At 69.4% G+C, this 13,634-nt stretch carries 17 protein-coding genes; 8 read left to right on the top strand and 9 right to left on the bottom strand.

The features are described from left to right. Positions 1 to 54 precede the first annotated feature (54 nt). Both FRZ32_RS11515 and FRZ32_RS11510 read right to left on the bottom strand, forming a co-directional pair. Positions 55 to 1,134 carry an SGNH/GDSL hydrolase family protein gene (locus tag FRZ32_RS11515; protein WP_147043633.1) on the bottom strand — a complete coding sequence of 360 codons (1,080 nt, stop codon included), beginning with the start codon at positions 1,132 to 1,134 and terminating at the stop codon, positions 55 to 57. Between the two features lie 57 nt (positions 1,135 to 1,191). Next, positions 1,192 to 1,887 (bottom strand): RNA polymerase sigma factor, encoded by a 696-nt coding sequence (locus tag FRZ32_RS11510; RefSeq protein WP_147043632.1) that lies wholly within the window; start codon positions 1,885 to 1,887, stop codon positions 1,192 to 1,194. 271 nt (positions 1,888 to 2,158) lie between these two features. Here FRZ32_RS11510 and FRZ32_RS11505 point away from each other — a divergent pair, with 271 nt between their 5' ends. Both FRZ32_RS11505 and FRZ32_RS11500 read left to right on the top strand, forming a co-directional pair. Beyond that, entirely contained in the window at positions 2,159 to 2,674 is a 516-nt protein-coding gene (locus FRZ32_RS11505; RefSeq protein WP_147043631.1) for a DUF4142 domain-containing protein, read from the top strand. Continuing rightward, complete coding sequence (locus tag FRZ32_RS11500) at positions 2,671 to 2,985, top strand: cupredoxin domain-containing protein (protein ID WP_147043630.1); 315 nt, start codon at positions 2,671 to 2,673, stop codon at positions 2,983 to 2,985. The genes FRZ32_RS11505 and FRZ32_RS11500 overlap by 4 nt, the downstream gene beginning before the upstream one ends. Positions 2,986 to 3,066: 81 nt before the next feature. Here FRZ32_RS11500 and gatB read toward each other — a convergent pair whose 3' ends face one another. The 5 genes from gatB to FRZ32_RS11475 all read right to left on the bottom strand — a co-directional run bounded on the left by gatB (position 3,067) and on the right by FRZ32_RS11475 (position 7,253). Next, positions 3,067 to 4,530 carry an Asp-tRNA(Asn)/Glu-tRNA(Gln) amidotransferase subunit GatB gene (gene gatB, locus FRZ32_RS11495; protein ID WP_147043629.1) on the bottom strand — a complete coding sequence of 488 codons (1,464 nt, stop codon included), beginning with the start codon at positions 4,528 to 4,530 and terminating at the stop codon, positions 3,067 to 3,069. Then, on the bottom strand, positions 4,523 to 4,918 hold the full coding sequence (locus FRZ32_RS11490; RefSeq protein ID WP_147043628.1) for a hypothetical protein: 396 nt from the start codon (positions 4,916 to 4,918) through the stop codon (positions 4,523 to 4,525). Before FRZ32_RS11490 ends, gatB begins: the two co-directional genes overlap by 8 nt. Continuing rightward, on the bottom strand, positions 4,915 to 6,396 hold the full coding sequence (gatA, locus tag FRZ32_RS11485; RefSeq protein ID WP_147043627.1) for an Asp-tRNA(Asn)/Glu-tRNA(Gln) amidotransferase subunit GatA: 1,482 nt from the start codon (positions 6,394 to 6,396) through the stop codon (positions 4,915 to 4,917). The genes FRZ32_RS11490 and gatA overlap by 4 nt, the downstream gene beginning before the upstream one ends. Then, complete coding sequence (gatC, locus tag FRZ32_RS11480; RefSeq protein WP_147043626.1) at positions 6,393 to 6,680, bottom strand: Asp-tRNA(Asn)/Glu-tRNA(Gln) amidotransferase subunit GatC; 288 nt, start codon at positions 6,678 to 6,680, stop codon at positions 6,393 to 6,395. The genes gatA and gatC overlap by 4 nt, the downstream gene beginning before the upstream one ends. Before the next feature lie 84 nt (positions 6,681 to 6,764). After that, positions 6,765 to 7,253, bottom strand: coding sequence for a hypothetical protein (locus FRZ32_RS11475; protein ID WP_147043625.1), 489 nt, complete (start codon positions 7,251 to 7,253; stop codon positions 6,765 to 6,767). Positions 7,254 to 7,351: 98 nt separating this feature from the next. On the opposite strand from FRZ32_RS11475, the gene FRZ32_RS11470 reads away from it, so the two are divergent. From FRZ32_RS11470 to FRZ32_RS11445, 6 genes are all read left to right on the top strand, one after another. Continuing rightward, the gene (locus tag FRZ32_RS11470; RefSeq protein WP_147043624.1) at positions 7,352 to 7,681 is read left to right on the top strand and encodes an ArsR/SmtB family transcription factor; all 330 of its coding nucleotides are present in this window, start codon (positions 7,352 to 7,354) and stop codon (positions 7,679 to 7,681) included. Beyond that, positions 7,678 to 8,142, top strand: coding sequence for an SRPBCC family protein (locus tag FRZ32_RS11465; RefSeq protein ID WP_205008268.1), 465 nt, complete (start codon positions 7,678 to 7,680; stop codon positions 8,140 to 8,142). The genes FRZ32_RS11470 and FRZ32_RS11465 overlap by 4 nt, the downstream gene beginning before the upstream one ends. Further along, positions 8,139 to 8,795: a glutathione S-transferase family protein gene (locus FRZ32_RS11460; protein WP_147043623.1), complete on the top strand. Its 657-nt coding sequence runs from the start codon at positions 8,139 to 8,141 to the stop codon at positions 8,793 to 8,795. Before FRZ32_RS11465 ends, FRZ32_RS11460 begins: the two co-directional genes overlap by 4 nt. 108 nt (positions 8,796 to 8,903) lie before the next feature. After that, positions 8,904 to 9,968 carry a DUF3089 domain-containing protein gene (locus FRZ32_RS11455; RefSeq protein WP_147044449.1) on the top strand — a complete coding sequence of 355 codons (1,065 nt, stop codon included), beginning with the start codon at positions 8,904 to 8,906 and terminating at the stop codon, positions 9,966 to 9,968. Beyond that, positions 9,965 to 10,438, top strand: a complete 474-nt coding sequence (gene ruvX, locus FRZ32_RS11450; RefSeq protein WP_147043622.1) for a Holliday junction resolvase RuvX — start codon at positions 9,965 to 9,967, stop codon at positions 10,436 to 10,438. Before FRZ32_RS11455 ends, ruvX begins: the two co-directional genes overlap by 4 nt. A 12-nt stretch (positions 10,439 to 10,450) precedes the next feature. Further along, on the top strand, positions 10,451 to 11,383 hold the full coding sequence (locus FRZ32_RS11445; protein WP_147043621.1) for an aspartate carbamoyltransferase catalytic subunit: 933 nt from the start codon (positions 10,451 to 10,453) through the stop codon (positions 11,381 to 11,383). Positions 11,384 to 11,587: 204 nt separating this feature from the next. Here FRZ32_RS11445 and FRZ32_RS15680 read toward each other — a convergent pair whose 3' ends face one another. After that, positions 11,588 to 13,024 (bottom strand): SPOR domain-containing protein, encoded by a 1,437-nt coding sequence (locus tag FRZ32_RS15680; protein WP_147043620.1) that lies wholly within the window; start codon positions 13,022 to 13,024, stop codon positions 11,588 to 11,590. A 23-nt stretch (positions 13,025 to 13,047) separates the two neighbouring features. After that, positions 13,048 to 13,629, bottom strand: coding sequence for a hypothetical protein (locus FRZ32_RS11435; RefSeq protein ID WP_424141291.1), 582 nt, complete (start codon positions 13,627 to 13,629; stop codon positions 13,048 to 13,050). Positions 13,630 to 13,634: the final 5 nt, after the last annotated feature.

Here is a 13,634-nt window from a genome sequence, read left to right as displayed (position 1 = left end):
CCCTCCCCTCGCGGGCGATGCGCCGCCGCCCGTCATGTGAGCGCTAACATAGCCTCAGCGCCCCGCCTGTCCAGCCGCCACGGTCCAATGTTCGAGGCCGGCGATCCGGCCGGCCGCGGCGACGATCAGGTCGGCGAGCCGACGGTGATCGGCGAGATCGGGATGGTGGTCGCATCCGGTCAGCCCAAGGCCCTCATAGCTCAGTGTCGCGACCGGCTCGCGCGCCGTCCGGTTGAGCGCGGCGGCGACCTGTTCGAGGTCGGCGAAATAGGGATCGCGGCCGACGAGGAGCAGGCGTGCCTGCGGCTGGCGCGCCATCAGCGCGCGCGCGAAGGCGACATAGCGGGCGCGCCAGTCGGCGCGCAGCGCATCGCGGTTCGCCCATCGTTCGCCGGGGTGGAGATCGGTCGAAAAATCGTTCGCGCCGAGCGCGATCACGATCAGCTGCGGCCGCCACGCATCGCGCGCCGCATCCCACGGCATTGTCTCCCCCGGAATGGCGCGGCCGTAGATCGCCGGCAGGCTGAGGCCGGGCGCGACGCCGTCATAATTGCGGACGACGCCGAAGCCTGAAAAAGCGATGATCCGGTAATCCGCGTCCAGCCGGCGCGCCGCGAGCGGGCCGAACGCCTGGCTGGTGTCGGTCGTGTCGTGGACCTCTGCGCGGGTGCAGGCCGGGCCGTGCGCCGTATCGCCATAGCCGACGGTATAGCTGTCTCCGACAAATTCGATTTCCCGAGTCCGCGCCGGCGGGTCCAGCGGCGTCGCCTCGGGATCGGTGCTGAATCCGATGAAGCGGCTGCTCCCCTCCTGGCTCTCCGTCACCTTGTCGAGCCGGACGACATGGTCGCCAGGATCGAGCCCGCTGATGTCGAGGCGCACCTCGCCCGGCCCGATCAGCTCGGCGCGCACGGCGCCGTCGATGGAAAGCCGCAGCCGGTCGGCGCCCGGAACTGCGTCCACGCTCACGGCCGTGCCCCGGAAACGACTTTCGAAATAGACGCCCGGCCAGCCGAACCGCCAGCTCCCGTCCGCCTCCTGCACCGCCCGGCCCCCGACATGGACCGGCAGCGCCGCCGACGCCGCCGCCGGTATCGCAATGAGGAGCAGCAGTGGAAAGGCGCGCCGCCACATGGGCACGAGCCTAGATCGATTCGTCGCCGGAAGAAAAGCGCCGCTTCGCGCGTGCCGTTATCGCGCCTCGGGCGCCCAAGCCGCAAGGACGCGCGCGGTCAGCGCCTCGCAATCGGCGCCGGCGAAGGGGAAGCTGCCGAAGAGCGCTTCCTTGACGTCCGGGGCAAGCGCCTCGCGGAGGCGGCGACGGGCGCGCAGATGCCTCGTCTTCACCGTCGCCGGATTGAGATCGAGCGCATCCGCCACCTCCTCGACGCTCTGCCCCTCGATCTCGCGAAGCACGAAGACGATTCGAAACGGCGCGGGCAGCGCCGCGATCGCCCGTTCGAGCAACTGCCTGAGCTCGGCCCGCGCATGGGCCAGGTCGGGCGCGGTTCCGGCGATCGAGCCCTGCATGAACGTCTCCCGATAATCGTCGAGCACGGTGACGGCCGCCGCGTCGAGATGGGCGCGGCGGCGCTTCAGCGCGCGCTGCCGGGCCAGCGCCTCGTTGATCGCGATGCGGGTGAGCCAGGTGGACAAGGCCGATCGCCCCTCGAACCGGCCGATCGCCGCGAAGGCCTTGAGATAGGCGCTCTGCACCGCATCCTCCGCCTCCGCCCGGTTGCCGAGAATGGCGAAGACGGCGCGGAAGAGACGCTGGTTGTTGCGCGTCGTCACCAGCCGCACCGCATGGGGATCGCGCGCGGCGACGAGCGCGGCGAGCGACATGTCGTCGAGCGACTCATGGTCGCGCTGGACGAGTGCTGTCATCCCCCCCTCCACTTTCACGTCGCCTCGGTGGGCGCAAGCGAGGCGATCGGCCCGCGCCGCGCCCCGGCATCGTCGTTCCCCGCACAAGCCATGCGACGCATCTCCCACCCGAAACGGCGATTGGATGCCGCCGGGGCGGTCGACGTTCCCGAAAGCCCGTCGGCGCGGGCGATCGCCGGAGAATTTTCCGCCGCCCGGGAACGCGGCGGCGGCGCCGGCATCAAACAGGCCGCGAGCCCGAACCGAGGCCCGCCCAAAAGGGAGATTCACGATGAAGACCATGTTCGCGCTGGGCGCGATCGCCGCGCTCGCCATCGCCGCGCCGGCGGCGGCGCAGGCCCCGACCGATCCGCAGATCGCCCATATCGCCTATACCGCCGGCCAGATCGACGTCGAGGCGGGCCGCCAGGCGCTGCGGATCTCGCACAACCAGGCGGTCCGCGCCTTCGCCGAGACGATGGTTCGCGATCACGAGGCGGTGAACCGCCAGGCGCTCGCCCTGGTGCAGCGGCTCCACGTCACGCCGGAGGCCAATGCGACCAGCACCGCGCTCACCGCTCAGGCCGCCGCGGCGCGCGATCGCCTCTCGCACCTCACCGGCGCCGCCTTCGATCGCGCCTATGTCGCCAACGAGATCGCCTTCCACCGCACCGTCAACGGCGCGCTTCGCGACACGCTGATCCCGAACGCGCACAATGCCGAGCTGAAGTCGCTGCTCGAATCGGGGCTGGCGCTCTTCACCGAGCATCAGACCCATGCCGAACATATGGCGCAGGCGTTGAGATGAGGCGCGCCGCCCTCGCGGTCGCCCTCGTCGCGCTTGCCGCGGCGAGCCCGGCGCTCGCGGCCGATCATGTCGTCGTGCTCTCGAACATGCGGTTCGGCGCGCTCCCGGCGAACCTTCGGGTCGGCGACACGATCACCTGGGAAAACCGGGACATCGTCGCGCACACGGCAAGCGCGCGCGATCGCAGCTTCGATGTCACGCTGCAGCCGCACCAGGCCAGGCGAATCACGCTTCGGCACGCCGGGCCGGTGGCCTTCTATTGCCGCTATCACCCGGCGATGCAGGGGGAGTTGCGCGTCGCGGCGCGCTGAGCCCCGTCGAGCCAGGCGCGGCGGCCCCCATCGGCCGCGCTTCCCCTCCACCGGCCGAAACCGCCGGTGGAGGGGCTTTGCTCAGCCGAGCGCCTTCTTGAGCAGCTCGTTGACGACCTGCGGGTTCGCCTTGCCGGCCATCGCCTTCATCGTCTGGCCGACGAAGAAGCCGAACAGCTTGTCCTTGCCGCCGCGATATTCGGCGACCTTGTCCTGGTTCGCGGCCAGCACCTCGGCGATCACCGCCTCGATCGCGCCGGTGTCGCTGGTCTGCCTGAGGCCGCGTTCCTCGACGATCCTGTCCGGCGCATCGCCGGTTTCGAGCATGATCTCGAACACCTGCTTGGCGAGCGTGCCGGACAATGTGCCGTCGGCGACGAGCCGGAGCAATTGCGCCGCGTCGGAAGGACTTACCGGGCTGTCCTCGATCCCCTTGCCAAGTTTGTTCAGCGCCCCGAACAGGTCGGAGATGACCCAGTTGGACGCGCGCTGCGCCTGATCCTCGCCAAGCTCGGCGAGCAGCGCCTCGAACCAGCGCGCGGTCTCCACCTCGGCGGTGAGCACCGCGGCATTATAGGCCGACAGGCCGAGCTGGCTCTCGTAGCGCGCGCGCTTGGCGTCGGGCAGTTCGGGCAGGCTCGCCCGGCACTCGGCGAGGAAATCCTCGCTGAGCTCCAGCGGCAGCAGGTCCGGATCGGGGAAATAGCGGTAATCGTGCGCGTCCTCCTTGGACCGCAGCGACCGCGTCTCGCCCCGGTCGGGGTCGTAGAGCCGCGTTTCCTGGACGACCGTGCCGCCCTCCTCGATCAGGTCGACCTGGCGGCGCGCCTCATGCTCGACCACCGCCATGATGAAGCGCACCGAATTGACGTTCTTGGTCTCGGTCCGCGTGCCGAACGGCGCGCCGGGGCGGCGCACGCTGACATTGACGTCGGCGCGCATCGATCCCTGCTCCATATTGCCGTCGCACGACCCGACATAGCGAAGGATCGATCTCAGCTTGCGGACATAAGCTCCTGCTTCTTCTGGAGAACGCATGTCCGCCTTGGACACGATCTCCATCAGCGCGACGCCGGAGCGGTTGAGATCGACATAGGAATAATCGGGATGCTGATCGTGCATCAGCTTGCCCGCATCCTGCTCGACATGGATTCGCTCGATGCCGATCGTCTTGGTGGTGCCGTCCTCGAGATCGACGCTGATCTCCCCCTCCCCGACGAGCGGGTGGAAGAGCTGGCTGATCTGGTAGCCCTGCGGCAGATCGGCGTAGAAATAATTCTTCCGGTCGAAGCGCGACCAGGCGTTGATCTTGGCGTCGATCGCCATGCCGGTGCGAACCGCCTGGCGGATGCACTCGACGTTCGGCACGGGCAGCATCCCGGGCATCGCCGCGTCGATCAGGCTCACCTGCGTGTTCGGCTCCGCCCCGAAGGCGGTCGCCGCGCCCGAGAAGAGCTTGGCCTCGGACGTGACCTGCGCGTGGACCTCGAGGCCGATCACGACCTCCCATTCGCCCGTGGCGCCCTGGATGCGGTAATCAGCCATTTAAGCGCCTCATAAAAAGCAGATTTGTGCCCAGACAGAAGAGAAGCACGTAAGACCATGCTTGAAAAATTCTAAATGCCACAAGATAAGATTCTTGAATTTCAGCTGACATGAGCTGAAGCCCAGCAGTGATAATGAGAAATAACGTTACCGACCAAGCGTGAGATTTGTATCCGTCTCTTAATACGTCTATTGCCACCCTGTGGAAGTATATCAGCCAAGAACTAACTGCTGCCGCAAGCAGCATCATTAGAATTACCTTTGAATCCGAAAGTTCTCTTATCGCCAAAATGACGCCGATATAGCCGCCGAACGCCGTTCCGAATGCAAAATTCACGTACTGCAGATCGCGCTCAAAAACCCCGATGGAAGTGACATTATTCGTCACCACCACGCCTCCGGCCGCGCCGTGAACCCCGCCCGCTGCTCGATCGCCAGCCCGGCGTCGAGCACGCCCTGTTCGTCCAAGGCCTTGCCGACGATCTGGAGGCCGAGCGGCAGGCCCTGCCCGTCGAGCCCGGCCGGCACCGACATGGCGGGCAGACCGGCAAGGCTTGCCGGGACCGCGAAGACATCGTTCAGGTACATGGCGAGCGGATCGGCGGTCTTCTCGCCAAGGCCGAAGGCGGCGCTCGGCGCGGTCGGGGTGAGGATCACGTCGCACTGCCCCCACACCGCCTCGAAATCGCGGGCGATCAGCGCGCGCACCTTCTGCGCCTGGTTGAAATAGGCGTCGTAGAAGCCGGCGGAAAGCACATAGGTGCCGATCATGATCCGGCGCTTCACCTCGGCGCCGAAGCCGGCGGCGCGGGTCGCCTCGTACATGTCGTTGAGGCCGCCCTGCTCAGGCGCGACGCGCTTGCCGTAGCGAACGCCGTCATAGCGGGCGAGGTTGGACGAGGCCTCGGCCGGCGCGATGATGTAATAGGTCGGCAGCGCATATTTCGTGTGCGGCAGCGAGACCTCGACGATCTCGGCGCCGGCGTCGCGCAGCCATTCGATGCCCTGGTCCCACACCGCGTCGATCTCGGCGGGGACGCCGTCGATCCGATATTCCCTCGGGATGCCGACCCTTTTGCCCCTGAGATCGGGCGACAGCGTCGCCTCCCAGGCCGGTACGGGCAGGTCGAGCGAGGTCGAATCCTTCGGATCGAAGCCGGCCATCGCCTCGAGCATAATCGCGCAGTCGCGCACGTCGCGCGCCATCGGCCCGGCCTGGTCGAGCGAGCTCGCGAAGGCGACCACGCCCCAGCGCGAGCAGCGGCCATAGGTCGGCTTGATGCCGGTGATGCCGGTGAAGGCGGCGGGCTGGCGGATCGATCCGCCGGTGTCGGTGCCGGTCGCGCCGGGGCAGAGCCGCGCCGAGACTGCGGCCGATGAGCCGCCCGAGCTTCCGCCCGGCGCGAGCGCGGCATTGCCGCCGTCGCTTCGCCGCCAGGGCGAGATCACCGGCCCATAGCCGCTGGTCTCGTTGGACGAGCCCATCGCGAACTCGTCCATGTTCAATTTGCCGAGCATCCCGGCGCCGGCGGCGAACAGATTGCCGCTGACCGTGCTCTCATAGGTCGGCGTGAAGCCTTCGAGGATGCGGCTGCCGGCGGTGGTCTGGACGCCCTTCGTCGCGAACAGGTCCTTGATGCCGAGCGGCACGCCCGACAGCGGCTTCAGGTCGCCCGACGCGCGCGCGGCATCGGCGGCATCGGCGGCGGCGAGCGCATGGTCCGGAGTCTCGGCCACGAAGGCGTTGAGCCCCCGCCCCTTCTCGACCGCGGCGACGAACGCCTCGGCCACGTCGCGGGCGGAAAAGTCGCCGGCCTTCACCCCGTCGCGGATCGCCGCGATGCCGAGATCGGTCAGCGCGCTCATTCGATCACCTTCGGCACCGCGAAGAAGCCGTGTTCGGCGACCGGCGCGTTCTTCAGCACGTCCTCGCGGATGCCGCCATCGGTCACTTCGTCCTCGCGCAGGCGCAGCCTGTTGGGGATGACCGCCGTCATCGGCGCGACCCCGGAGACATCGACCTCCCCGAGTTGCTCGATCCAGCCGAGAATGTTGGAAAGCTCGGGCGCGAGCGATTCGACCTCGGCGTCGGTGACGGCGATGCGGGCGAGCTTCGCGATATGGCGAACGGTTGCGGTATCGACGGACATAGGGGCCTTTTGCTGTCGTGGGCCGGCGCGCGGCCCGCGATGGCGGCTAGCATCCCCGCTGCACTGCGGCAAGAAGCCGCGCCGTCAGCGCGTCTCCGGCATCGTCCGGCAGATGATCGGCAGCGGCTGCGCGGTCGCCCGGGCGATGCTCATCTGGGCCGGGCTCTGGCAGATGATCGTGTCGGCCGCCCGTGCATTGCGGATCTGCGCGTCGGTCAGAAAGGGCGCGACGCTGACGGAAACGCGCGCCTCGCGCACCCAGGAAAGCCGCGCGCGGTTGAGCCCGGCGAGCGGAACCGGGTGCGCCCCGGCCGTCGACGGGATCGTCTGCGGCGGCGACATGCCGAGATCGATCGTCTCCGATATCTCGTCGACGTCGCGGCGGTGGGCCGGCACCGGATCGCCGTCGAAGCTCAGGAAGACCCGCATCGGATAATGGTTGCGCGCAATCGATGCGGCCGCGGCCGGCGTATATTGGACATCGAGCGTGATCGGGCCGGCCGGCCCGGCAGGCTGCGCGGCCAGCGGCAGCGCCGCAAGGGCGGCGATTGCGACAATAACCAGCTCTTTCATGCAGGCACTCCCTCTTCGTTCCGGACTCGCAATTGCCCGACCGCTCGAGGCGGCACAACCCGCTTGACGATTGTGTAAGTCAATACTAACGGTAAGTCATGACGAACGGAACTGCCACGGCCGCGCTCGCCAGCCTCGCCGATCCGACGCGCCGGGCGATTTTCGAGCGCCTTGCCCGGCGTCCGTCCGCGGTCGGCGCGCTCGCCGAGGGGTTGCCGGTGAGCCGCCCGGCAGTGTCGCAGCACCTGCGCGTCCTCAAGGAGGCGGGCCTGGTGACCGACGAAGCCAATGGCACCCGCCGGATCTACCGCATCGATCCCGCCGGGATCGGCGCGATCCGCGCCTGGCTCGATGGTCTCTGGGCCGAGCAGCTCGGCGCCTTCAAGGCCTTTGCCGACCGGATTTCCGAGGAGGAGAAGCAGACGTGACCATTGCCCCCATCGTTCAATCGGCTGTCGTCGACGTGCCTCCGGCCCGCGCCTTTTCGCTCTTCGCCGAGCTGATGGGCGAATGGTGGGCCCGCGGCAAGACCGTGGGCAACAAGCCGCACGAGGCGATCGTGATCGAGCCGATGCCCGGCGGCCGCTGGTTCGAACGCGATGCCGACGGCAACGAGACGATGTGGGGAAATGTCATCGAATGGGCGCCGCCGCATCGGCTGCTGCTCGCCTGGCGGCTCGGCCCCGATTTCACTTATGATCCGAAGCTGGAGACCGAGCTGGAGATCACCTTCGAGCCGGAAGGCGACGGCACCCGCGTCACGCTGGAGCACCGCCATCTCGAACGTCTCGGCGCGCGGGCGCGCGAGATTGCCGAAAAGCTCGGCAATGGCTGGCCAGGCGTTTTCGCCCGCTTCACCGATTTCGCAGCGAAGGCGACGGCGCAATGAGCCGCTTCACCGTTCACGGCGTTCCGGGCAGCCCCTATGTGCGCGCGGTTCTGCTGACGCTCGAGGAGAAAGGCGCCGATTGGCGGCTCCAGGCCATGGGCATGGGCCACAACAAGACCCCCGACTATCTGGCGCTCCAGCCGTTCGGGAAGATCCCCGTCCTCCTCGACGGCGATTTCCGGCTCTACGAGACGCACGCGATCCTTCGCTATCTCGATCGGGTCCTCAGCGCGCCGCCGCTGGTGCCCGACGATCCGAAGCAGGCCGCGCGGATGGATCAGCTCATCAGCATCACCAATGCCCATGTCCGGCCGGAGGTGAGCGGCGCGATCACCTTCGCCCGGATCGTGGCGCCGAAGTTCGGCATTCCGATCGACGAAAGCACGATCCCGCCGGCCATCCCGGCGGCGGAGAAATGCGTCGCCGCGATCGCCGAGCTGATCGGAGGGCAACCCTATATGGCCGGCGAGGCCGTCTCGCTCGCCGATCTGATGCTCGTCCCGCACCTCGATTATTTCGCCCAGTGCGCGGAGGGCGAGGCGATTCTTGCCCCCCATCCCGCGTTGGGCGCCTGGCTGAGCCGGATGCGCGCGCGGCCGAGCATGGCCGCGACCGGCTGGGACAGGCTGCTGGAGGGCGTCGAAGCCGCCTGACCCCTTGCCAGCGGGCCCCGCATCGGCTTGGACGCGCGGGTGGCGAGGAAAAGATCACACCCGGCGGTGCGCTTCCTGTGGATCGTGGCGGGGCTTACCGTCCTGTTCATGGCGGGGGCGCTTGCCTATCGCCTGTTCGAAAAGGACCTGATGCGGCTCGCGCTGGTGCCGCGGGGCGACTTCCACGAGGTCGCGATGCCGGCCGGCGCGAATTATCGCGACGAATCGCTGTGGATCGCGCGGCCGGACATTCCGAACAACCCGTCGCTGTGGACCCCGCACGGCTTCAGCGCGACCGGCACGCCGCGGGTGTCGGTCTTCTTCATCCACCCGACCTCGTTCATGGAGCGATCGGCCTGGAACGCGCCGATCGACGATCGCGAATCGCAGGATCGCGCCCGCCTGTTCGTTCGCGGCGATGCGAGCGCCTTCAACGGCATCGGCGCGGTCTGGGCGCCCAAATATCGCCAGGCGACCTTCGGCGCCTTCCTCACCGATCAGGCCAATGCCCGGCGTGCGCTGGATTTCGCCTATCGCGACGTGCGCGCCGCCTATGAGGAATTCATCCGCGAGGCGCCGGCGGACCGGCCGATCATCCTCGCCGCGCACAGCCAGGGCAGCTACCATCTGATGCGCCTCCTCGCCGATCGAATCCGCGGCGCGCCCGAGGCGAACCGGATCGTCGCGGCCTATGTGATCGGCTGGCCCATTTCGGAGACCGCGGACCTGCCGGCGCTCGGCCTTCCCGCCTGCCAGCGGCCCGATCAGGCGCGCTGCATCCTTTCGTGGCAGAGCTTTGCCGAGCCCGCCGATCCCAGCCAGATCACCGATCGCTACGATGCCTCGCGCGGGCCGGCTGGACCGCGGGCCGGATCGCCGATGCTGTGCGTCAACCCGCTGACCGGCCGGCGCGGCGGCGCGGCCTCGATGAACGCCGATGCCGGGACGCTGGTGCCGAGCGAGGATTTCAGCGACGGCACGATCCGCCCGCACGCCGTCTCGGCCCGCTGCGACCTGCGCGGCTTCCTCCTCGTCGGGACGGTCGCCTCGTTGCCGCCGATGGGCAATTACGTGCTGCCCGGCAACAATTACCACGTCTACGATTACGCGCTCTTCTGGGCGAACATCCGCGCCGATGCCGCGCGCCGGCTGGCGGCCTGGCGCGGCCGATGATCGTTGCCGATCCCGCCGCCTTCGCCGCCGCGCTGCCGCTCAAGGGCCGCCTCCTCGGCCTCGATGTCGGCACGAAGACGATCGGCCTCGCGCTGTGCGATTCGGCCTGGACGATCGCCAGCCCCGCCGAGACGATCCGCCGGACCAAATTCGCCAAGGACATGGAATCGCTTCGCACCCTCGCCGCGCATCAGGCGGTGCGCGGTCTGGTCGTCGGCCTGCCCCTGAGCCTCGACGGCAGCGAAAGCCCGCGCACCCAATCGGTCCGCGCCTTCGCCCGCAATCTCGCCCCGCTCCACCTGCCGATCCTGCTGTGGGACGAACGCTGGTCGACCCAGGCGGTCACCCGCGCGCTGATCGAGGCCGACGCGAGCCGCGCCCGCCGCGCCGAGCTCGTCGACAAGATGGCCGCCGCCTACATCCTCCAGGGCGCGATCGACATGCTTGCGGGACTGGGGGACGCCCCCTAAGGCACGGCTTTGATGTCCGCGCCCGCCTTTCCCCACCCTCACCTGCTCGGGATCGAGGGCCTTTCCGCCACCGATATCAATTCGATCCTCGACGAGGCCGAGCCCTGGATCGATTTCAACCGCGGCAAGCGCAAGGCCGATGGCCGGCTCGCCGGGCTGACCCAGATCAACGCCTTTTTCGAAAATTCCACGCGCACGCTCTTCTCGTTCGAGATCGCGGGCAAAAGGCTCGGCGCGCAGGTGTCGAGCTTCCATCCCGCCGCCTCCAGCGTCCGCAAGGGCGAGAGCCTGATCGATACCGCGCAGACGCTGAACGCGATGCGCCCCGATCTCATCGTCATCCGGCACGAGGCGAACGGCGCCGCGGCCGAGGTCGCCGCCCATGTCGATTGCCCGGTGATCAATGCGGGCGACGGCCAGGGCGAGCATCCGACGCAGGCGCTGCTCGACGCGCTCACCATCCGCCGCCGCTTCGGCCGGATCGAGGGGCTGAAGGTCGCGATCTGCGGCGACATCCGCCACAGCCGCGTCGCCGGCTCCAACATCCGCGCGCTGCCGCTGCTCGGCGCCGAGCTCAGGCTGGTCGGGCCGCGGGCCCTGCTCCCCGCCGCGCTGCCCGAGGGAGTCGCCGCCTTCACCGATTTCGACGAAGGCATTGCCGGCGCCGACGTGGTGATGATGCTGCGTATCCAGCGCGAGCGGCTGGAGGCCGGGCTCGACGACGCGCTCGGCGATTATCACGCCCGCTACGGCCTCACCCGCGCCCGCCTCGCCGGCGCCGCGCCGCACGCCATCGTCATGCACCCCGGCCCGATGAACCGGGGGGTGGAGATCGACGGCGACCTCGCCGACGATCCAGCCCGTTCGGCAGTGCTGGAGCAGGTGGAATATGGCGTCGCCGTCCGAATGGCCTGCCTCGATCTCCTGACGAGAGCGCGGCGCTGACCCGATCCTCCCCGTGAAGCAAAGCTTCATGGGGAGGGGGACCATGCGAAGCATGGTGGAGGGCCATTCGGGCGCCCGAGCCCCCTCCACCAGCCTCCCATCACCGCTTCGCGGCGACAGGGAGGACTCGCAGATGCCAAAAAGGGCGGCCGGCCTTGGCCGCCGGCCGCCCTCCAGAGGGATCGCGATGAAGCGTCCCGAAGCCTAGACGTCGCGCTGCCGCCGCGCGTTCGGCGCGTAGCGGGCGGCCCAGCGGATCGAGGCGTCGCCCGCATTGGTCCGCACGAAACAGGCGCCGCCCTGCGAACGGATCGCGCCGCACAGCCGCGCCGCATCCCCCTGCCCGGCGAAGCCGGCGATCGACACGCGATGCATGGTGCGGCCGTTGACCTGGATCGTCGTGGTCAGCGGCGCGCGGCCGCTCAGCCCATAGCGCCGCGCGACGCCGAGCCAGGCGCGCTCGGCATTGGCCTCGTTCGAAAAGGCGCCGAGCTGGACGACATAGGGGCTGTTGCCGGCGCGGACCGGCGCGGCCGGATTGGCGCGGCGGAAGATCGGCGCGGGCGGAAGCGTGCTCTGGACGGCGCGCACGAGATGCGGAGCGGGGCGATCGAGCGTCGCCGCGGCGGCGGCATAGCGCACCTGCGCCGGGCTTTCGGCCGGGCGCGGCGCCGGCGCCGGCGTATAATAGGTCGGCGCTTCGGCCGGCGCGGCCTCGGCGATCTGGGTCGGCTGGGCCGGCGAAGGCGCCGCGCCCCAATCCGGATCGGCCGGGGCCGGGGCCGGCGCGGCCGATGCCAGCGCGACCGGCGCCGCCGGGGCCTGCGTCACCACCGGAGCCGGCGCCGCCGGCATCGGATCGGCCGCGGCGGTGCGGACCTGCGGGTCGGTGTTGAGGGCGAGCCGCACCGGCTGGCCGGAATCGGCGACCGGGCTCACGCCGAGCAGGCCGGCGACCCTGGTCTGGCCGCTGTCGGGGCGGGCCATCGCGGCCCATTGTTCCATCCGCGCCGGAAGGTCGCGCGGCGAGATGTCCTGCGCGGCGACCGCGCGGGCGCGGCGCCAGTCGCCGGCAAGCGCATAAGCGAGCGCGAGATTCTGGCGGGTCCGTGCGTCGGCGCCGGTCGCTCGCGCGGCTGGCTCCAGCATCCGGATCGCCTTGGCCGTCTCGCCGGCCAGCGCATAAGCGAGGCCGATATCGGCGGCCGAACCGCGATCGGCGAAAATGTCGAGCTGGGTCACGGCGGCGCGCGGATGGCCGAGCGCGATCTGGGTCAGCGCATAGCCGAGGCCGGCGCGAACCCGGTCCGGATCGAGCTCGAGCACGTCCGCATAGGTGGTGCGAGCCGATTCAAAGCGGCCGCTCTTCAGATAGAGGTCGGCGAGCGTCAGCCGGTAGCCGGCGTCGCGCGGCGACAGCGCCACCGCCTGCTCCATCGCCGTCAGCGCGGCCGAAAGCTGGCCCTGCTGAAGCGCGCGCGCACCCTGTTCGGCGAAATCGGCGGCCTGGCGATCGCTCTGGCTGGTCGCCTGGCTCACGTCCATGCCGCGGCGCATCGCTTCCGACGGGCCGGCGCTTCCGGTCATCACCAGCGCGACGATCAGCGTCGAGGTGGCGAGCTTGGTGGCGATCCCATCCATGTTCCTGTCCCTCGGTTTCCGGTTCAGCCGCGGTTGCGGCCCTTGGCGGGCAGCCGCGCCGCCATGGTTTCGATCTCTGGAATGGTCGCGAGCGCCTCGTCGAGCGCGGCGGTCACGATCTGCTGCGCCGACCGGCCGGTCACGGCACAGGCGAGCCGCAGCCGCAGGTGGCGCTCGGCATCGAGCCGCAGCGTGAAGGCGGCCTTCTTGCCCTCGGGAAGCGCCTTCGCCCTGGGCGCGCGCTTGGGCAGCGGCACGATCTCGGCGGGCGCGACGGCGGGCTCCGGCGCCTCGGCCGACGCCGGCTCGTCGTCAGGCTCGATCGCTCCCTCGAAGCTCTCGGCGATCGCGCGCTGCTGCGCGGCGACCGGCGGCTCGTCGCCGCGCGACATCGGCGTCAGCGCCGCGATCGAGCTCGGCACATGTTCGGCGATCGCCGTCTCGGCCTCGGGATCGACCGGCGGGGCGACATGGCCGCCCATGTCGTTCCAGCCGAGATCCTCGAACCCCGAATAGCCTTGGGGGCGCATCGCCGGCCGGGCGGTGCCCTTGCGGGCGAGGAGGCCGGAGGACAAGGACGCGTAGGGGCGGGCTTCGTTGATCATCGCCG

The sequence above is a fragment of the Sphingosinicella ginsenosidimutans genome, from assembly GCF_007995055.1.
Taxonomy (GTDB): Bacteria; Pseudomonadota; Alphaproteobacteria; order Sphingomonadales; family Sphingomonadaceae; genus Allosphingosinicella; species Allosphingosinicella ginsenosidimutans.
This window is presented reverse-complemented; position numbering and strand designations above follow the sequence as displayed.